19 protein-coding genes are annotated in these 17,581 nt (G+C 66.8%); 14 read left to right on the top strand and 5 right to left on the bottom strand.

Features of this window, described 5'->3' with window-relative positions; all coding sequences use genetic code 11:
* Positions 1 to 12: 12 nt before the first annotated feature.
* The 3 genes from B4920_RS10735 to B4920_RS10745 form a co-directional block, all read right to left on the bottom strand.
* Positions 13 to 1,029, bottom strand: a complete 1,017-nt coding sequence (locus tag B4920_RS10735) for a transporter (RefSeq protein WP_088179443.1) — start codon at positions 1,027 to 1,029, stop codon at positions 13 to 15.
* 72 nt (positions 1,030 to 1,101) lie between these two features.
* Positions 1,102 to 1,998, bottom strand: coding sequence for a hypothetical protein (locus B4920_RS10740; RefSeq protein WP_079434662.1), 897 nt, complete (start codon positions 1,996 to 1,998; stop codon positions 1,102 to 1,104).
* A gap of 180 nt (positions 1,999 to 2,178) precedes the next feature.
* Positions 2,179 to 2,688: an HPP family protein gene (locus tag B4920_RS10745; protein WP_079434663.1), complete on the bottom strand. Its 510-nt coding sequence runs from the start codon at positions 2,686 to 2,688 to the stop codon at positions 2,179 to 2,181.
* 92 nt (positions 2,689 to 2,780) lie between these two features.
* Between B4920_RS10745 and B4920_RS10750 the strand changes: the two genes are divergently transcribed.
* The 3 genes from B4920_RS10750 (at position 2,781) to B4920_RS10760 (ending at position 4,797) form a co-directional block, all read left to right on the top strand.
* Positions 2,781 to 3,380 carry a TetR/AcrR family transcriptional regulator gene (locus tag B4920_RS10750; RefSeq protein ID WP_216819829.1) on the top strand — a complete coding sequence of 200 codons (600 nt, stop codon included), beginning with the start codon at positions 2,781 to 2,783 and terminating at the stop codon, positions 3,378 to 3,380.
* 61 nt (positions 3,381 to 3,441) lie between these two features.
* Positions 3,442 to 3,921 (top strand): cupin domain-containing protein, encoded by a 480-nt coding sequence (locus tag B4920_RS10755; protein ID WP_079434665.1) that lies wholly within the window; start codon positions 3,442 to 3,444, stop codon positions 3,919 to 3,921.
* A gap of 213 nt (positions 3,922 to 4,134) precedes the next feature.
* Complete coding sequence (locus tag B4920_RS10760; protein ID WP_161493280.1) at positions 4,135 to 4,797, top strand: peptidoglycan-binding protein; 663 nt, start codon at positions 4,135 to 4,137, stop codon at positions 4,795 to 4,797.
* Positions 4,798 to 4,905: 108 nt separating this feature from the next.
* Here B4920_RS10760 and B4920_RS10765 read toward each other — a convergent pair whose 3' ends face one another.
* Positions 4,906 to 6,192, bottom strand: a complete 1,287-nt coding sequence (locus B4920_RS10765; RefSeq protein ID WP_079434667.1) for a Glu/Leu/Phe/Val dehydrogenase — start codon at positions 6,190 to 6,192, stop codon at positions 4,906 to 4,908.
* Between the two features lie 156 nt (positions 6,193 to 6,348).
* Between B4920_RS10765 and B4920_RS10770 the strand changes: the two genes are divergently transcribed.
* A complete protein-coding gene (locus tag B4920_RS10770) occupies positions 6,349 to 7,113 on the top strand; it encodes a hypothetical protein (protein ID WP_139379488.1) in 765 nt (254 codons plus the stop codon).
* A 13-nt stretch (positions 7,114 to 7,126) separates the two neighbouring features.
* Here the strand turns inward: B4920_RS10770 and B4920_RS10775 are convergent, their stop codons facing one another.
* Complete coding sequence (locus B4920_RS10775) at positions 7,127 to 7,783, bottom strand: DUF4197 domain-containing protein (protein WP_368664716.1); 657 nt, start codon at positions 7,781 to 7,783, stop codon at positions 7,127 to 7,129.
* Positions 7,784 to 7,841: 58 nt separating this feature from the next.
* Between B4920_RS10775 and B4920_RS10780 the strand changes: the two genes are divergently transcribed.
* The 10 genes from B4920_RS10780 to nudC all read left to right on the top strand — a co-directional run bounded on the left by B4920_RS10780 (position 7,842) and on the right by nudC (position 17,546).
* A complete protein-coding gene (locus tag B4920_RS10780) occupies positions 7,842 to 8,339 on the top strand; it encodes a peroxiredoxin (protein ID WP_079434670.1) in 498 nt (165 codons plus the stop codon).
* A complete protein-coding gene (locus B4920_RS10785) occupies positions 8,336 to 9,574 on the top strand; it encodes an efflux RND transporter periplasmic adaptor subunit (protein WP_079434671.1) in 1,239 nt (412 codons plus the stop codon). The genes B4920_RS10780 and B4920_RS10785 overlap by 4 nt, the downstream gene beginning before the upstream one ends.
* An 8-nt stretch (positions 9,575 to 9,582) precedes the next feature.
* Positions 9,583 to 10,791 (top strand): ABC transporter permease, encoded by a 1,209-nt coding sequence (locus tag B4920_RS10790; protein WP_254050906.1) that lies wholly within the window; start codon positions 9,583 to 9,585, stop codon positions 10,789 to 10,791.
* Positions 10,788 to 11,477 carry an ABC transporter ATP-binding protein gene (locus B4920_RS10795; protein WP_079434672.1) on the top strand — a complete coding sequence of 230 codons (690 nt, stop codon included), beginning with the start codon at positions 10,788 to 10,790 and terminating at the stop codon, positions 11,475 to 11,477. Before B4920_RS10790 ends, B4920_RS10795 begins: the two co-directional genes overlap by 4 nt.
* A 149-nt stretch (positions 11,478 to 11,626) precedes the next feature.
* A complete protein-coding gene (locus B4920_RS10800; RefSeq protein WP_079434673.1) occupies positions 11,627 to 12,634 on the top strand; it encodes a sensor domain-containing diguanylate cyclase in 1,008 nt (335 codons plus the stop codon).
* 53 nt (positions 12,635 to 12,687) lie between these two features.
* A complete protein-coding gene (locus tag B4920_RS10805; protein WP_079434674.1) occupies positions 12,688 to 14,604 on the top strand; it encodes a diguanylate cyclase in 1,917 nt (638 codons plus the stop codon).
* Positions 14,605 to 14,662: 58 nt separating this feature from the next.
* Positions 14,663 to 15,508 carry a putative RNA methyltransferase gene (locus B4920_RS10810; RefSeq protein ID WP_079434675.1) on the top strand — a complete coding sequence of 282 codons (846 nt, stop codon included), beginning with the start codon at positions 14,663 to 14,665 and terminating at the stop codon, positions 15,506 to 15,508.
* A 25-nt stretch (positions 15,509 to 15,533) separates the two neighbouring features.
* On the top strand, positions 15,534 to 16,331 hold the full coding sequence (locus B4920_RS10815; protein ID WP_139379489.1) for an AraC family transcriptional regulator: 798 nt from the start codon (positions 15,534 to 15,536) through the stop codon (positions 16,329 to 16,331).
* 48 nt (positions 16,332 to 16,379) lie between these two features.
* Positions 16,380 to 16,682 carry a putative quinol monooxygenase gene (locus tag B4920_RS10820; RefSeq protein ID WP_088179444.1) on the top strand — a complete coding sequence of 101 codons (303 nt, stop codon included), beginning with the start codon at positions 16,380 to 16,382 and terminating at the stop codon, positions 16,680 to 16,682.
* 54 nt (positions 16,683 to 16,736) lie between these two features.
* Positions 16,737 to 17,546 carry an NAD(+) diphosphatase gene (gene nudC / locus B4920_RS10825; protein ID WP_079434678.1) on the top strand — a complete coding sequence of 270 codons (810 nt, stop codon included), beginning with the start codon at positions 16,737 to 16,739 and terminating at the stop codon, positions 17,544 to 17,546.
* Positions 17,547 to 17,581 lie beyond the last annotated feature (35 nt).

The following is a 17,581-nucleotide window of genomic DNA, read 5'->3' on the forward strand; positions in this document are numbered from 1 at the left end:
CGGTCCGCAGGGCTATTCGTCGTTCTGCCGGAAGGCCCACCAGGCGGCGCCGACGGTGAAGCTGGCGATGATCGCCACGACGATCCAGAAGCCTTCCGGATGGTCGGCCAGCGGAATGCCGCCGACGTTCATGCCGAGCAGGCCGGCGATCATGTTGATCGGCAGCGCCAGCACGGTGACCATCGTCAGCACGAACACGCTGCGGTTGGTTTCCTCGGTGACCCGCGCCGCGACTTCTTCCTGCAGCAGCTTGATGCGTTCCTGCAGCGCGCTCATGTCGGCCAGCACGGCCGAGAATTCCTCGGTCGAATGGCGCAGGTCCTGCAGGTCATCGGCGGCGATCCAGCGCGGTGGCTGGTTGAGCAGGCGGAACAGGGCGCCCGGCTCCGGCGCCAACAGGCGGCGCAGGCGCACCAGCACGCGGCGCAGCGAACCCAGCCGGGCGCGGCTGCGCTGCCCGCGTTCGGCAAGCATGGTGTCTTCCACGTCGTCCACCTGGTCGGTGGCGGTGCGCACGATCTGCACCAGCACGTCGGCCTGGTCGCGCAGCAGGTGGGTCAGCATGGCCACCGTGGAGTCGAAGGTCTCCCCCTGGCGTACTGCCTCGCGCAGGCGGTCGATGGTGCGCAGCGGCTGCAGGCGGGCGCTGATCACCGTCCGTTCGTCCAGGTACAGCCACAGGGTGGCGAGCTGTGACGGCTCGAAGTCGAATTCGTAGAGCACGTCGTTCACCACCGCGATCAGCGCGTCGTGGGCGTACTCGATGCGCGTCGAGCGGGAGCCCTCGTGCAGCGCGTCGAAGAAGGCGTCCACCTCGCCCAGGTGTTCCTGCAGCCAGCGCTCGGTGGCGGCGTTGGCGAGGTTGAAGTGCAGCCACGCGAAGGCCCCGTCATGGGCCACCTCGGCGCCGCTCAGCCAGCGGGTGGCCCGCGCCGTGTCGAGGGCTTCGCCGGCAGCGCCGGGGCGGAACAGGAAACCGGAGATCAGCCCCGAGCGGTCGGAGCCATAGGAGGCGTCGGTAGGCAGCACGGCGGGTATGCAGAAAGACCAGCCGGCGAGCCTAACGGCCCAATGTCACGCCGCTGTGACAATGGGCTGTCGTCAGCCTTTCGTGTGGGCGGCCAGTTCGGCCATTGCCTGGTGGGCGATGTCGCGGCCGTCGAAGAAACCGGCCCGGCGCAGCAGGGGCTGCCAGCCGCGCCAGATCAGGGTCCGGCGGCGCTTCATCTCGATGACCCGCAGCGTGGGGCGCTTGGGCAGGCTGTTCCACGGCAGGGCGAGCCCCAGGCTGGCCTGCTCGGCGGCAAAGTTCCGCTGATCGCGCAGCATGGACGGATAGACGGCGAGCTGTGGCCGGTCGGCGCACAACAGTGCGAACACGTGGCTGGGGCCGGTATCGCCGCCGATGAAAAGGTCGGCGGCCAGCATTTCGGCCAGCATGCGCTCGAAGCTGCCGATGAACTGGGCCGAGGCGGGGTTGAGCACGATGACCTCGGCGCCGAGCTGGCGCAGTTCGTCGCACAGGGCGTCGGCATCCTTGCGGCGCCAGCGCCGGGCCAGGTTGTAGGGGGCGTCGTCGAGGACGTGGATGAGGATCCGTGGCCGACCGGCCGGCGTCGAGGCAGCCAGTTCCCGCGCCTGGGCGGCGATGGCGGGAGGCAGCGTTTCGAAATGGCCGGCCTGGGGATGGGCGGCGAAGGCATTGGTGACGGTCAGCCACAGGTTGCCCATGTTCCACTCGGGCAGCGCGGCGGCGGCGATCTGCGCCTCGCTCCAGTCCACGAAGGTTTCGCCGAAATAGCGCGGCAGCGGGAAGTCCCTGGCCAGAACCGGGTGGCGGTCGATCAGCGCGAAGCGCTCACCGCTTTGCCGGTGGCGCAATTGGGCCATCCAGGCGCAGGCCATGCGGTCGCCGAGGCGCATGGTGCTGCAATCGACGAAGGCGGTGACCTGCGCGTCTTCTTCCGGTGGGTGCTGGCTGGGGGTGGGCGTCTGCATGCCGCTGCTGTCCTCTTCGTCGACGCTGTGGCCCGGCGTGGGCACCAGCGGAAAATGGCGCGAAAGTGTAACAGCCCAGGCGAATCCGTCCTGGCCTATGTGGCTGGCTCATCGCAGGCCGGTTTGCCGTGGGGGTGAATGAATTCGCCCCCACAGGCGCTGCTCAACAGGAAGTCGGCGTCACCAGTACTGGGGATAGTGCTTCGCACCGCGCAGGTTGTTGTACACCAGCGCGACGGCCACCAGCAGCAGGGCGCCGGTGAGGGTCGGGGTGAGCAGGAAGGACCAGCCCGGTGCGGTGAGGAAGACGATCACCGGGTTGGAGCCGGCCGGCGGATGGACGCAGCGTAGCGCCATCATGCCCATGATCGCCAGTGCCACCGCCAGCGCGGCAGCCCACCAGTGCGGGCCGAAGGCGGCCAGGCAGGCCAGCCCGACGAAGCTGCTCAGGGTGTGGCCGAGGACTACGTTGCGCGGCTGGGAGAAGGGCACTTCCGGAAAGCCGAAGACCAGCACGCAGGAGGCGCCGAAGGAGCCCAGCAGCAGGGCCAGCGAGGCCTGTTCGGCGAGGCCGGCTACCACCGCGATGGCGAGGAAGCCGCCGAGCCCGGCCAGGGCGATGGATTGGACCGAAGGCATCGGGGGCAGGGCGCTACCGGTGCCGCGCAAGCGTTGAAGGAAGGCAGGCATTTGATGTTCTCCAGTATAGTAGACAGATCTGTCTACTATCAGCCTTCGCCGTCGGCTTTGCAAGCCCTGCGGCAGCAGGTAACGTGAAGCCCATGCCCACTCCAATGCCATCGCAGCTCGCGCCCCGCGCCGACAAGCGCGCCCATCTGGTCGACACGGCCCTGCGCCTGTTCGCGACCGGTGGCTATCACGCGGTCGGCATCGACCGGGTGCTGGCCGAGGCCGGGGTTGCAAAGAAGACCCTGTACGCTCATTTCCCGTCGAAGAATGCGCTGATCGCCGAGGTGCTGCGCGAGCGCGACCGGCGTTTCCGCGCCAGCCTGGCGGCTTTCGTCGACCGTCAATCGGCACCGCTGGATCGTCTGGCGGCGGTGTTCGCCTGGCATCGCCAGTGGTTTGAAGAACCGGGTTTCGCCGGCTGCATGTTCCTCAACGTCGCCGCGGAGTTCCATGGGGAGGTGGCCGAGTTGCAGCTGTTGGCCCGCGAGCACAAGCGGGCCGTCGAAACCTACCTCGTCGGGTTGCTGGAGCCGCTGACCGGCGCCGGCGAGGCTCCGGTACTGGCCGCCGACTTCAACCTGCTGCTCGACGGGGCGATCGGCGTGGCCTTGGTGAGTGGCGATGCAGAGGCCGCGGGGCGGGCCTGGAACATGGCGCGTCGGCTGCTTCCCGCATTTGCCGCACCTGCTTGAGTCATTGCCGGCCTGCTGATTTCCGTTTCCTTATCACCCGTGTGTCCAGGAGAACCCTTCAATGAGCGAAACCAGGTTTCCTATCGCCATCCGCGCCGCCGACGCCGAACCCCGTCGCCGACCGTCCGCCTATCCGGAACCCTTCGCGTCGCGCATGAACGGCCGCGAGAAAAGCCCCCTCGGCGACCTCTTCGGCCTCGGCAATTTCGGCGTCAACCTGGTGCGCATGGCCCCCGGTGCGGTGTCCGCGCTGCGCCACGCCCATAGCCGGCAGGACGAGTTCATCTACGTGCTGAGCGGCACGCCGACACTGCGCACCGACCACGGCGAAACCCGCCTCGAGCCGGGCATGTGTGCCGGCTTCCGGGCCGGCTCCGGCGATGCGCACTGCCTGGTGAACCTCAGCGGGGAGGAGGCTGTATATCTGGAGGTTGGCGACCGCAGCGAGGGCGATGCCGTCAGCTACCCGGACGACGACCTCCAGGCCCTCCGCGAGGACGGCCGCTGGGTCTTCGTGCACAAGGACGGTTCGCCCTATTGACCGGTGGATTCCGGTGGTAATTCCCGGTCCCCTGTGGTGCCTTATTTCCGTTTTGGGCCTACCCATGAAAACGAGTTGTAATACCCGCTATTTTTCATGGATCCATAGCTGAAAATACCATTTGGCTTTACCTGTCGAGACCGGATTTCCTGTCCTAGTATGCCTTTGCAGTACCTCTTATTTGACTTGGCATATTTATCGGAGGAAATCCAAATGGCCTATTTCGTGCTCAAGCGGGGAGACAGTGGAGATGACGTCAAACAACTGCAGGCTGCGTTGATCGAACGCGGGGTGCTTGGGAACGAGACTGCCGGAACGCCAAACGAGGACGGCAGGTTCGGCCGGATCACCGAGGACGCGGTGAAGAAGTTCCAGCAGGAACGGCACCTGGACGTGGACGGCATCGTCGGCCGCGAAACGGCTGCTGCGCTGGGGTTGGACTGGACGGCGCGCCTGCAGGCGCAGCAGCAGTCGGTGGCGGCAGCCCGCAACGCGCCGCCGGCACATGTGCTGAGCGAGCAGCAGCTTGCGTTATTGGCCGAGAAGATTGATGCGTTGATTCCGACCGGCCCCTTCGATCTGATCGACGGACCCTTGATCAGCTGGCTGGTGTCGCGGCTCGATGCGGCCCTGGCGAAGATCCTGCCGTCCGGTGTGCTGGCCTATATCAACGACTTCAACCAAGGGCTTCCCAGCGGTGATTTCAGCGTGTTGAAGGCACGTCTGGTCAAGACGCTGAATGCCCACATCAATGTCCCGCTCATTCCCGAACATATCGAGGAGAAAATCATCGCCTTTTTCGTCGATGTGATTGCCGATGCGCTGCAGCTCGGCCGGACTTTCGATACGGCTTTGGCGAAGCCGGCGGGTGCCTGATTCCCGCTGATTGATTACAGGGCGAATTCCGCTTCCGGATTTCGCCCTGTTTCCGATTGGTTTGTTGCGCCCGTTTGCCGGGGCAATAGCCACTGAGTGGCCACGCCGTTACGGATACAGCCCGCGCACCTTGTGGGCCAGCAGCACGCGTTCGCAGCCGAGCACGAAGGCGGCGGTGCGCAGCGGGATGCCTTTGGCCTGGGCCGAGTCCCAGACCGCTGCGAAGGCTTCGCGCATGATGCGGTCGAGGCGGGCGTTGATCTCGTCCTCGGTCCAGAAGAAGGCGCTGATGTCCTGCACCCACTCGAAGTAACTCACCGTCACGCCGCCGGCGTTGGCGAGCACGTCGGGGATCACCGTGATGCCGCGCTCCTGCAGGATCAGGTCGGCCTCCGGCGTAGTCGGGCCGTTGGCGCCCTCGGTGATGATGCGGGTACGGATGTGGCCGGCGTTGGCGGCGGTGATCTGATTCTCCATCGCCGCGGCAATCAGCACGTCGGTCTCCATCTGCCAGAAGTCGTCGGTGGACACCGATTCGGCGCCCGGCGCGCCCTGCAGCGTGCCATGCTCGTGGCGCCAGGCCTTCACTGCCCGCACGTCGAGGCCGGCCGGATTGACGATGGCGCCGGTGCTGTCCTGGATCGCGACGATCTTCGCGCCGGCGTTGGAGAACAGGCGTGCCGCCGCTTCGCCGACATTGCCGAAGCCCTGCACCGCGACCCGCGCGCCGCTCAGCTCCAGGCTGATGTGTCGCGCCGCCTCGACGGTGGCGACGAAGACCCCGCGGCCGGTGGCGTCCTTGCGGCCCAGGCTGCCGCCCAGGCTGATCGGCTTGCCGGTGACCACGCTCATCGCGGTGCGGCCCTCGTTCATCGAGTAGGTGTCCATGATCCACGCCATGGTCTGCTCGTTGGTGTTGATGTCCGGGGCCGGCACGTCCTTGTCCTGGCCGAGCAGGATGTGGATCTCGCTGGTGTAGCGGCGGGTCAGGCGTTCCAGTTCGGCGATGGACAGCTGCCGCGGATCGACCCGCACGCCGCCCTTGGCGCCGCCGAAGGGCACGTTCACCACGGCGTTCTTGACGGTCATCCACGCCGACAGGGCCATCACCTCGGCGAGCGTCACGTCCGGGTGGAAGCGGATGCCGCCCTTGCCCGGCCCGCGGGCCAGGTTGTGCTGGACCCGGTAACCCTCGAAGTGCCCCATCTCGCCGTTGTCGAGGCGGATCGGCACATTGACGATCAAGGCCCGCATCGGGCGGGTGAGGATCGGGGTCAGCTTGCGCAAGTCGGGGCTCAGGTGCGGTTCGACCCGGTCCACCTGCACCAGGAAGGTCTCCCACGGGCCGAGATGTTCGGCCGACAGGTAGGACGGGATGTGCGAAACGTTGTTCACTTTGTCTTCCTCCTCCGAAGGGCCGGGGCAGGACGCTCTGCCGGCCTCCTTAATGACGCAGAGTGTGCGGCGGGCTTTCGGTTCCAGTCAGTTGATCACGGTTGTGAACTGCGTCCGCTATGATCGGCTGTGTGTTTTTTGCGACGACTGCCCGTGATGCGTGTCCAGAGTCTCCTTGTCCTTGCCGTCGGTGTGATGGCGAGCCTTGCCGCCCAGGCATCCGACGAAGCCCGCCTGCCCGGCGACGCGGCCGCGGTGCAGGCCACCGCAGCTGAGCGGCCCTTCAAGCTGAGCTTTGGCGAATACCGTTATGGCGGTAGCTTCGGTGGGCAGGACGTGAACCTGCGCTACCGCCGCGGCGACTCGTCGGCGTGGCTGGGCGCTTACCGCGACCGGGATTTCGGTAGCCAGGGGCGGGCCGGCGTGGATACCAGCTGGCAGCCTTTCGAGGGCTCGACGCTGGCGCTGCAGCCGTCCCTGCAATGGGCTTCGGGCGGTTTCTGGGGCGGCAGCTTCAGCGTCGAGCTGGGTGAGCCGTGGTTCGTACAGGTCGGCATCGGGCGGACCAACACCAAGCCCTATTTCAATCTCAACTTCGACCCCAACGACGCGTTGTCGCTGGCCGCCGGCTATCGGGACGACAGCGGCCGCACCTACTACCTGATGGCGATCCGCGACGACCGCCTGGGTACCCACCAGCAGCACGTCCATGCGGTGGCGCGCTGGCCGGTGGGCAACGGGCAGCGGGTCACCGTCGACGTGCTGCGCAAGACCGGCATCGCCGACAGCGGCCCGGTGGAAGGCTGGGGCCTCAGTCTCGGCTATGACTTCCCGACCTGGTTCCTGCACCTGGCCTACGAGCCGTGGCAGAACTTCAGCGACCTGAACGCCACCCGCCTGACGGTGGGCTTCCGCTTCTGAGGCGGGCGCCGGCTTACTGGCCCAGCGCCCCGAAAACCTTCTTCGCCAGGCCGGTGGCGGCGCCGACCGGGTCCTTGCGGATCGCCTTCTCTTCCTCGGCGATCATCAGGTAGAGGCCGTCGAGGGCCTTGCGGGTCACGTAGTTCTCGATCTTCAGGTCGTCGCCCTTGACCAGTCCGAACTGGCCGGCCTTGCTGGCCAGCTTGTTGTACTGCGCGGCCAGGGCCAGCTTGTCGGTGGTTTCCTTCACCGTCGGCAGAAAGGATTCGGCGAGCTGGACGGAGGTCTTTTCCTTGAAATACTGGGTGGCCGAGTCGTCGCCGCCGGTGAGGATCTTCTTGGCGTCCTCGACGCTCATCTTCTTCACCGCGTCCACCAGCAGGACCTTGGCCTTCGGCACGGCCTGCTCGGCGGCCTTGTTCATCGTGGCGATCAGCGCGTCCACGTCCTTGCCGCGGCCCATTGTGCGCAGTACGCCTTCCAGCGGTGCGATGCTGTCGGGCAGGCCGATCTTCACTTTCGGATTGTTGAGGAAACCTCCGTCCGCACCCAGTTGTCCAACCGCCTTGCCGGCTCCCTGGACGAGGGCGTCCTTCAGGCCGCCCGACGCATCCTTGTCGGTCAGATCGGACAGACCCAGGGCCCAGGCCTGGCTACAGATGACAAGCAACAGCAAAGCTCTCAAAATCGCACGCACGGCATACCTCCTTCTTTTCCGGTTGAACACGATGTTATTAAAGGCTATCACGCGTCTTGTCGCGCCCGTCCTGATCCTGGCCTTCCTGCATGGCTGCAGTCAGCCGGCGGCAGCGCCCGACGTGAGCTTCACGACCCTCGACGGCCAGACCCGCCAGCTGTCGTCCCTGAAGGGCAAGGTGGTGCTGGTCAATTTCTGGGCCACCACCTGCACCACCTGCGTGGCTGAAATGCCCAAGCTCATCGAAACGTATAACAAGTTCGCACCGAAGGGGTTCGAGACCGTGGCCATCGCGATGGACTATGACCCGCCCGAATACGTGCGCAACTACGCGCAGAAGAACGGCCTGCCCTTCACCGTGGCCCTCGACAGCGGCGGCAAGGCCGCCAAGGGCTTCGAGGAGGTGCGCCTGACACCGACCACCTTCCTGCTCGACAAGCAGGGCCGGGTCGTCCAGAAGTACCTCGGCGAGCCGGACTTTGCCAAGCTCCACGCCCTCCTCGACAAACTCCTGGCCGAACCGGCGTGACGCGCCGCGGGTTGATCCTGGCGCTGGCCGCGGCCGGCGCGGTTGCGGCTGTGCTGCTGTGGCCGAAGGGGCGCGAGGTGGACGTGGCGGCGGTGCGTAAGGCGCCGTTGACCCAGTCGGTGGTGGCGACCGGCCGAATCGTCACGCCGGCGCGGATTTCCATCGGCAGCCCACTGGCTGCCACGGTACTGGAAGTGACCGTGCGCGAGGGTGACAAGGTCAAGGCCGGCCAGGTGCTGGCCCGCCTGCGTGCCGACGACGCCGAGGCGTTGATCGGCCAGGCTGTGGCGGCAGTGGCCGAGGCTGAAGCACGCCTGACCCAGATCGAAGCCCTCGGCCGCCCGGTGGCTGCCCAGCAACTGGCCCAGGCCGAAGCCAACCTGACGGTGGCCCGTGCCGAGGCGGAGCGTGCGCGCCAGCTGGTGGGGCGTGGTTTCTACGCCCAATCGAAGGCCGACGACGCGCTGCGCAACGCCGCCAATGCGGAATCCGCGGTGGCTGCGGCGCGAGCCCAGCTGGCCGCCCAGCAGTCCGGCGGCACCGAGAAGGTGGCCGCCGAGGCGCGCGTCGCCCAGGCCCGCGCCCAACTCGCCAACGCCCGCGCGCGGGCTGCGCTGCTGACCCTCACCGCGCCGTCGACGGGCGTGGTGCTCAGCCGCAAGGCCGAGCCCGGCGACGTGGCCGCGGCCGGCAAGGTGTTGCTGGAACTGGCCGACAGCGGCGAAACCCGCGTCTACGCGACGGTGGACGAGAAGAACCTGCGTCTGCTGCAACCCGGCCAGCAGGCCCGTGGCGTTGCCGATGCCTATCCGGCGCGGCCCTTCGACGCGGCCTTGTATTACCTGGCACCGGCGGTGGACCCCCAGCGCGGCACCGTCGAGATCCGCTTCCGCGTGCCGGCGCCACCGGATTTCCTGCGCCCCGACATGACCGTGTCGGTGGAAACCGTTACCGGCCGCCGGGACGCGACCCTGGTGCTGCCGACCGAGGCGGTGCGCGACCTCGACAGCGGCAAGCCGTGGGTGCTGCTGGCCAAGGACGGCGTGGCGGTGCGTGCCGACGTGCAACTTGGCCTCAGCGGCATCGGCCAGGTGGAAATCCTCAAGGGTCTTGCCGAAGGCGACCTGGCCGTGCTGCCGGCCTCCGGCGCGCTGGAAGGCGACCAACTGCGCATCCGCGAGGCAAAGAAGCCCAAGATCGGCGGCGTGCAGGTTCCGCAGGGCATGATGCGTTGAAGCTGCGCGTGCCTTTTGCGCCACTGGTCGCGCTGCGCTTCCTGCGTGAGGGGCGCATGCAGACCCTGCTGATCCTCGCCGGCACCACCGGCGGGGTGGCGGTGATCGTCTTCCTGACCCAGCTGATCACCCAGCTGCAGGCGCAGATCGTGGACCGGGTGCTCGGCACCCAGCCGCATGTGGTGATCCGTCCGCTGGAAGAGGCCAACCGCCGCGCCTTCGACGATCCGGCTTCGGCGGTGGTCATCGAGCCCCGTGCGCAGCGCCTGCGCTCCGTCGACCAGTGGGAGAACGTCGCCCGCCTGGCCGCCGCCATGCCCGGCGTCACCGCGGTGTCACCGACGGTGACCGGGCCGGCCTTCGCCGTGCGTGGCCAGGCCAACAAGTCCGTCGCGCTGATGGGTATCGATGCCGAGCGCTACCGGCGCATCGTGCGCATGGAGGAATACATGGTCGCCGGCCGCTTCGCGGTGGACGGCACCCGCGCGGTGATCGGCTCCGAGCTGGCCAAGGATCTGGGCATCCGCCTGGAGGACAAGCTGCGCGTGGCGCTGCCCAACGGGCGCGACGAGCTGCTGCAGGTGGGCGGCATCTTCGACATCGGTAACAAGGACCTCAACCGCCGTTGGGTCTTCGTGACGCTGCCGCTGGGCCAGAGCCTGCTTGATCTGCCGGGCGGGGTGTCCAACCTGGACCTGACGGTGGCCGACATCTTCGACGCCCAGGCCATCGCCACCCGCCTGCAGGGCGCCACCGGCCTCACCGTGGATAGCTGGATGCAGACCAATGCGCAGCTGCTCGCCGCGCTGCGCAACCAGACCGTCTCCAACAACCTGATCCGCAGCTTCGTGATTGTCATCGTGGCCCTCGGCATCGCCAGCGTGCTGGTGGTGAGCGTGGTCCAGAAGCAGAAGGAAATCGGCATCCTGCGCGCGATGGGCGCCAGCCGCGCGATGATCCTGCAGGTCTTCCTGATCCAGGGGGCGCTGGTCGGGGCGGTTGGCTCGATCCTCGGCAGCCTGCTGGCCTTCGGGCTGCTCAACATGTTCTCGGCGATCTATCGCAACGCCGACGGCAGTCCGTTGTTCGCCGCCGAGCTGGAGCCGCGCTTCATTGTGCTGGCGGCGCTGGTGGCGACCGGTGTCGGCCTCGCCTCGGCGCTGATCCCGGCGCGTCGCGCGGCGAAGATGGACCCGGTGCAGGCGATCCGGTCATGAGCGACGCGGTCATCGAGCTCGCCGGCCTGACCAAGGCCTACAACGTCGGTACGCCGGTGGAAGCCGAGGTGCTGCACGGCATCGACCTGAGCCTGGCACAGGGCGAGTTCGCTGCCCTGATCGGTCCGTCCGGCTCCGGCAAGAGCACCCTGCTCAACATCATCGGCCTGCTCGAACGCCCCACTGGCGGGCGACTGTCCATCGGCGGGCGCGACACGGCGGCCCTGTCGGAAGCCGAGATCACCGCGCTGCGCGGGCGCAGCATCGGCTTCGTGTTCCAGTTCCACCACCTGCTGCCGGCCTTCAGCGCGCTGGAAAACGTGATGATGCCGACCATCATCGCCCGCGGCGCGCCCGACGACGAAGCCGAAGCCACGGCGCTACAGCTTCTCGACGCGGTCGGCCTGAAGGCCCACGCCCACAAGAAGCCGGCCGAGCTGTCCGGCGGCCAGCAGCAGCGCGTCGCCATCGCCCGTGCGCTGGCATTGCGGCCGCGCCTGATCCTCGCCGACGAGCCGACCGGTAACCTCGATACCCACACCGCCGACGACATCTTCGCGCTGCTGCGCGAGTTCAACCGTCAAACCGCGTGCGCCTGCCTCATCGTGACTCACGACCCGCGCCTGGCGGCCCGTTGCGACCGGACCATCCAGCTGGTGGACGGGCGCATCGCTGCGGACGGTTGAGCATCCTTCCGCCCGCGCTCTTTGGCGTTTCAACGTGCCGTGAGAGATTGCGCTGCAGCGTGATCTGCCGAGTTGCCAATTGCCCAGGCCTTCAGTATGGTTTTGCAGCGAATTTGATAATTTTGAAATAAGAACAAGGACCCGCTGGCATGCCGTCCCAGGAGCAGTTGCTGAAAGTCATCGAGATCCAGACCGAGATCGTCAAGGCCGGACTGGACCTGGGCGAAGTGATGGCGCTGGTGGTCGAGCGTACGCTGGACCTGATCGATGCCGACGGCGCAGTGATCGAGCTGGCCCAGGATGACGATATGGTCTATGCCGCGGCGTCCGGCATCGCCGGCCCCCACCTGGGCTTGCGCCTGCGCCAGGCCAACAGCCTGTCGGGAATGTGCGTGGAAAGCGGCTCCATCCTGCGCAGCGACGATACCGAGCACGATGTGCGGGTGGACCAGGCGGCCTGCCGGCAGATTGGCCTCCGCTCGATGATCGTCATGCCGCTCAAGTTCGACAACAAGGTGGTTGGTGTTCTGAAGGCCATGTCCGAGCAGCCGCGGGCTTTCCGCATGCAGGACGAAGCCCTGCTCGGCCTGCTGTCCGGGGTGGTGGCGGCAGCGATGCATTTCGCCACCCAGCTCGACAGCAACAAGCTGTTCCAGAAGGCCACGCACGACGGTCTGACCAACCTGGCCAACCGTTCCCTGTTCATGGACCGCCTGCGCAAAGTGGCGGCCCGTAAGGGGCGCGAGCGGCGGCCCGCCTGCGTGTTGATGATCGATATGGATGGCCTCAAGCAGCTCAACGACACCTTCGGTCATCGGGTCGGCGATGCGGCGCTCCGCGAGGTGGCCAAGCGGCTCAAGACCGCGTCCCGTGAATCGGATACGGTGGCACGCTTGGGGGGCGACGAGTTCGCTGTGCTGCTGGCCCCGGTCGAGCCGTCGGCCGGCGTCGATACGGTCGTTCAGCGCCTGTATGCCAATGTCGCTGGCCCCTTCCGGTACGAGGACCAGGCTTACGATCTGAGCGTGAGCATCGGCGCCGCCTGCCTGCCGGACGATAGCGACGATATCGAACAACTGCTCGATGTCGCCGACCGCCGCATGTATTCCGCCAAGCAGGCGCACCGCCGCCGGAAAACCGATAGCGCCAGCCTTTGAAAGGATCGGCGTATGGGTGGGCGCATCCGCCACCCGCAACGGGCTTCGACGCCATGATCAGTTTTCGGAAGCTCTTCATATGTCTCTTCTTTCCCCTCGCGGCGCTGCTGGCCGGGGGCGCGATGGTCTATGGCCATCTGGAGGTGGAGCGCGAACTGGCGTACCGGCGCGAACTGGAGCTGGCCCAGGTCAGGCTTGGCGTCGGCGCGGCGACCTGGAATATCGAACCGGTGGCCGGGGACCTGTTGTTCCTGTCCCGGTTGCGCAGCCTGCGCGAGGTGGCGCACGAACCGAGCGCAGCCCGGCTGGCCTCGCTGGCGGCCGATTTCTCAGCCTTCTCGGGGGCCAAGCAGGTTTATGATCAGATCCGCTGGCTCGACGAAAGCGGCATGGAGCGGGTGCGTGTGGACCTGCGCCAAGGGCTGCCGGTGACGGTGCCGGCAGCCGAGCTTCAGAACAAGGCGCAACGCTATTATTTTCGCGAGGCGCTGCGTCTCGGTGTCGGCGAGGTGTTTATCTCGCCCCTCGACCTCAACATCGAGCATGAGCGTATCGAGATCCCCTATAAGCCGATGCTCCGCGTGGCCACCCGGGTGGTCGATGGGGATGGCCGCAGGCGCGGCGTGCTGGTCCTCAACTACTACGGGAACGGCATCCTGCAGGCTTTCGCAAAGGCCACCGGCGGGCGTGGCATGCTCGTCGACATGCAGGGCTACTGGCTGAAAAGCCCTCGAGCGGCCGACGAATGGGGCTTCATGTTCAAGCGTGCCGAGGCGAGCATGGGTGTCCGGGCGCCTGCGGCATGGAAAGCCATCGTTGCGGCGGAGCGCGGGCAGACAGAGCTTCAGGACGGGGTGTGGACCTGGGAGACCATGCGCCCGCTGGGTTCCGCCGAGTCGCGCCGCGCGGGAATGCCGCCGGCCGGCGATTATTTCTGGAAAGTCGTCTCCCACTGGCCCGGCGAGCAACGGGATGCCATCGCACAGCGCATCCGACTGAGGGTCGCCGGCGCCGCCGGACTGATGTTGGTGCTGGCCGGGCTGGGCAGCTGGAAACTGGCGCGTGCCTGGACCTTGCTGGCGGAATCGGAAACCAAGTACCAGACCATCTCGAAATTCGCCTACGACTGGGAAACCTGGATTTCGCCGAACCGTCAGCCGCTGTTCAGTTCGCCGTCCTGCGAACGGGTGACCGGTCGTCCGGCGGCGGATTTCATGGCCGACCCCGACTTTCTGCGCAATATCGCCCATCCCGACGATCGGGCGATCGTCGATGAGCACCTGCTGCACCACATCGACAGGCACGAGACCTGCGAATTCTGCTTCCGTATCCTGCTGCCCGATGGACAAGTGCGCTGGATCGAGCACATCTGTCTGCCGGTGTTTTCCGAATCCGGTGAGTTCCTTGGCCGCCGGGCTTCCAACCGAGACATCACCGACCACAAGAATGACGAGGCGCGGATCCAGCAATTGGCTTTCTTCGACGTGCTCACCGGCCTGCCCAACCGGCGCATGCTGTCCGACCGTCTCGATCACGGCCTGGCCCAGGCGCGGCGCTTCGGACGCTCGTTGGCGGTGATGTTCCTCGATCTCGACCACTTCAAGCAGATCAACGATACCCTCGGCCACGACGCCGGCGACGAACTGCTGAAGCACGTCGCAAACCGGTTGCAGGCTTGTGTGCGCAGCGGTGACACCATCGCCCGCCAGGGGGGCGACGAGTTCATCGTGGTGCTCACCGAAGTCACCCATGCGGAAGACGCCGCACGGGTGGCCGACAAGATCATCCAGGCCATCGGCGAGCCGATCCGGATCGCCGATACGCCCCTGCACGTCTCCACCAGCATCGGCATCGCCGTCTACCCCATCAACGGCAGCGACGACGCCCAGGAACTCCTCAAGAAGGCCGACCGGGCCATGTACGCCGCGAAGGCCGCGGGGCGCAACACCTACCGGTTTTTTGCGGACTGAGATCTCGGGTATTGTGCAGGCCCGCGTCGACAGCGTATCCGACCCTCTGAATCCACCCATGATCTCTCCATTCCAGGCTCTGGCTTGCCCCCTCGACGGAGGGCCCTTGCTCCCCGGCAGCACCGCCTGGCGATGTGCGGCCGGCCACAGTTTCGACCTGGCCAGCCAGGGTTACATCAACCTGTTGCCAGTGCAGCAGAAGCGTTCCCGCGATCCCGGTGACAGCAAGGAGATGGTCACGGCGCGTCGGCGTTACCTCGAAAGCGGCGTGTATCGCCCGATTGCCGACGCGGTGAACCGCGCAGTGCTGGCTGACCTGCCTGCCGGCCGGCCGACGGCCTGCCTCGACGCGGGCTGTGGTGAAGGCTACTACCTGCGCGAGCTGGCGGCTGCGGCCGATGCGGGCGGGGCGAACCTGGCCGTGCTGGGTCTCGACATCTCCAAGTGGGCGGTGCAGGCCGCCGCCAAGCGCGACAAGCGGGTCGCCTGGGTGGTCGGTAGTAATGCCAACCTGCCGGTGCTAGCGGGCACCGTGGACCGCTTGCTGTGCCTGTTCGGCTTCCCGGTGTATGGTGAGTTCGCCCGTGTGCTGCGCGCGGGTGGCGAACTGCTGCAGGTGGACGCGGGGCCGGATCACCTGCGCGAGCTGCGCGAGATCATCTATCCGACGCTGAAGGCGCCACGCCCGCCGGAGACGCAGGCGCCGGACGGTTTCCGGTTGCACGCCGTGGAAAGCGTGCGCGCCGCTATCCGCCTCGACAGCGCTGCGCAGATCGCCGACCTGCTGACGATGACGCCGCACCTGTACCGCGCCACGGCGGAGGGGCGGGCCCGCGCGGCGGCGCTGGAATCCCTCGATCTGACGGTGGATGTCAGCCTGACGCGCTTCGTACGTAACGCCTGAGGTCGATTCGGTGCGGACTTTCCAGTTGAGTCCGCCGCCTGTCCTGCGTCCATTTGTCGACCGCTTGTGGGGTTGGGAAGGGGAGGCCGGCGAAGTGGTGGTTCTACCGACCGTGCTGCCGGGCACCGGGGCAGAGCTGTATTTCCACTACGGCGAGCCCTTTGCCTGGAACGATGGTGCAGGTGGCTTCCGGCTGGCAGAGGCTGGTCACCTGTTCTGCCAGCGTCGCCGGTCGCTGCAGCTTAGATCGTTGTCCGGGCTGGGCTTTATCGCGGTGCGTTTCCGGATTGGCATGATCCATCGTTTCACCGGCGTGCCGGGCCGGGAGCTGCACGACGGCAGCCATTCCGTTGCCGATCTGTGGGGCGCCGAGGGGCGGGCTCTGCTTGGGCGCCTGTCCTACGCAACGAGGCGCGACGAACGGGTGGCCTTGATCCAGCGTTTCCTGATCGAGAACCTGCGTCGGGATGCGTGCGATGCCGTGGTGGAAGCCGGGATGGCGCTCTTGTACCGCCATGCGGGCGAACTGTCGGTCGATGCACTCGCCGCCCGGCTGCATTTAGGCCGTCGTCAGCTGGAGCGCCGCTTTCTGGCTGTGACGGGCCAGACGCCGGGGGAGGTGAAGGGCCTGTGCCGCTTCCAGCACGTTGTCCGCGATCTGGTGCTGGATACGGCGGCGCGTCCAGCTGGGGCTGCTATGGAACGGGGCTATTACGATCAGGCGCATTTCAACCGGGACTTTCGTGCGCGGGTCGGCTGTGTGCCCGGTGAATACCTGCAGCGGGCGCGCGCCGGGACGCATTTCTACAATACGCAGATCTGACGCATCGGCATGCTGAGTGCTCCTTTACTACGGACATGGAGCATTCAAATGTATGGACTGATCGTGGAACTGGCGGCCAAACCGGCTTTCGATGGCGATCTGGAGGCGCTGCTGTGCGACCTCGTGGCAGCGGCGGGGCCGGAAGAAGGCACGCTCTTCTACGCCGCGCACCGGCTGGCCGGGCAGGACAATGCGTTCGTGTTGTACGAGTTGTATCGCGATCGTGCCGCGTGGGACGCGCATGTCGGGTCGGAAGTCCTGCAGCAGGCCCTGCGGCGTTTCGAGGACTGGCTGGTCGTGCCTCCGAAAATTACGTATTGTGAGGCCGTCGCTACTACCCCCGTCGGGTAGATCCTGTCTTCCGCCGCCGCATGCCGGCGGCCTGTGCCTAGGGTGAGTTTGCTTATGTCGGGTTTTGTGCCGAGCTTTGGGGTGGCCGAAGGCGCCATCGCGTCGCGGGTCTTTCCGTTCGTCGGAACGTCCTTGTTGCTGGACCCCGATCTTCAACTGCCGGACCCGACGCGGCTGGATTCCCTCGGCCCGTGCCTGGAGGCGATCACCATCGGCAGCCTCGACGGCATCCCTTGCGAACTGCGCCTGTGGCCGGCCCACCTGGGCGTGCCGCCGGAATTCACCACCCGCGATTACCGCCAGCTGTGGGGCCGCTGGCCCGACGGGTTGCACGAAGCCCTGGCCCGTGCCCGCCAACTGGTGTCGTGGCTGCAGCAGCACCGTTTCTGCGGCGAATGCGGCGGTCCGCTGCACACCAGCGCCAGCGAGCCGGCGCGGGAATGCCGGGCCTGCGGTGCGAAGGCCTATCCGCGCATCTCGCCGGTGTGCATCGGCCTGATCCTGAAGGGCGACGAGCTGCTGCTGGCCCGCTCGCCGCATTTCCCGCCGGGCATCTACAGCGCGCTGGCCGGTTTCGTCGAGGCCGGCGAGAACGTCGAGGACTGCCTGCGCCGGGAGATCCGCGAGGAGGCCGGCATCGAGATCGCCAACATCCGCTGGTTCGGCAGCCAGCCCTGGCCTTTCCCCCATTCGCTGATGCTCGGCTTCTTCGCCGATTATGCCGGCGGCGACGTCGTGGCCCAGGAGAGCGAGATCGAGGACATCGGCTGGTATCCGCTGGATGCGCTGCCGATGCTGCCGCACCCGGCCACCATCGCCTTCCAGATGATCGACGCGGTGCGCAAGGGCGAGCATCCGCGCTGAGGAACGTTCGCCTGGCGGCGGAGTCGCAGCAGGAC

The organism is Zoogloea sp. LCSB751, assembly GCF_002028455.1.
Lineage (GTDB): Bacteria > Pseudomonadota > Gammaproteobacteria > Burkholderiales > Rhodocyclaceae > Zoogloea.

Excerpts from the sequence above, each read along its gene's own strand:
- B4920_RS10770 (WP_139379488.1), top strand. The coding sequence starts at position 6,349 with ATGCGTGTCCAGAGTCTCCTTGTCCTTGCCGTCGGTGTGATGGCGAGC.
- B4920_RS10810 (WP_079434675.1), top strand. The coding sequence starts at position 14,663 with ATGATCTCTCCATTCCAGGCTCTGGCTTGCCCCCTCGACGGAGGGCCC.
- B4920_RS10780 (WP_079434670.1), top strand. The coding sequence starts at position 7,842 with ATGTTATTAAAGGCTATCACGCGTCTTGTCGCGCCCGTCCTGATCCTG.
- B4920_RS10800 (WP_079434673.1), top strand. The coding sequence starts at position 11,627 with ATGCCGTCCCAGGAGCAGTTGCTGAAAGTCATCGAGATCCAGACCGAG.
- B4920_RS10750 (WP_216819829.1), top strand. The coding sequence starts at position 2,781 with ATGCCCACTCCAATGCCATCGCAGCTCGCGCCCCGCGCCGACAAGCGC.
- B4920_RS10760 (WP_161493280.1), top strand. The coding sequence starts at position 4,135 with ATGGCCTATTTCGTGCTCAAGCGGGGAGACAGTGGAGATGACGTCAAA.
- nudC (WP_079434678.1), top strand. The coding sequence starts at position 16,737 with ATGTCGGGTTTTGTGCCGAGCTTTGGGGTGGCCGAAGGCGCCATCGCG.
- B4920_RS10795 (WP_079434672.1), top strand. The coding sequence starts at position 10,788 with ATGAGCGACGCGGTCATCGAGCTCGCCGGCCTGACCAAGGCCTACAAC.
- B4920_RS10740 (WP_079434662.1), bottom strand. The coding sequence starts at position 1,998 with ATGCAGACGCCCACCCCCAGCCAGCACCCACCGGAAGAAGACGCGCAG.
- B4920_RS10820 (WP_088179444.1), top strand. The coding sequence starts at position 16,380 with ATGTATGGACTGATCGTGGAACTGGCGGCCAAACCGGCTTTCGATGGC.
- B4920_RS10805 (WP_079434674.1), top strand. The coding sequence starts at position 12,688 with ATGATCAGTTTTCGGAAGCTCTTCATATGTCTCTTCTTTCCCCTCGCG.
- B4920_RS10745 (WP_079434663.1), bottom strand. The coding sequence starts at position 2,688 with ATGCCTGCCTTCCTTCAACGCTTGCGCGGCACCGGTAGCGCCCTGCCC.
- B4920_RS10755 (WP_079434665.1), top strand. The coding sequence starts at position 3,442 with ATGAGCGAAACCAGGTTTCCTATCGCCATCCGCGCCGCCGACGCCGAA.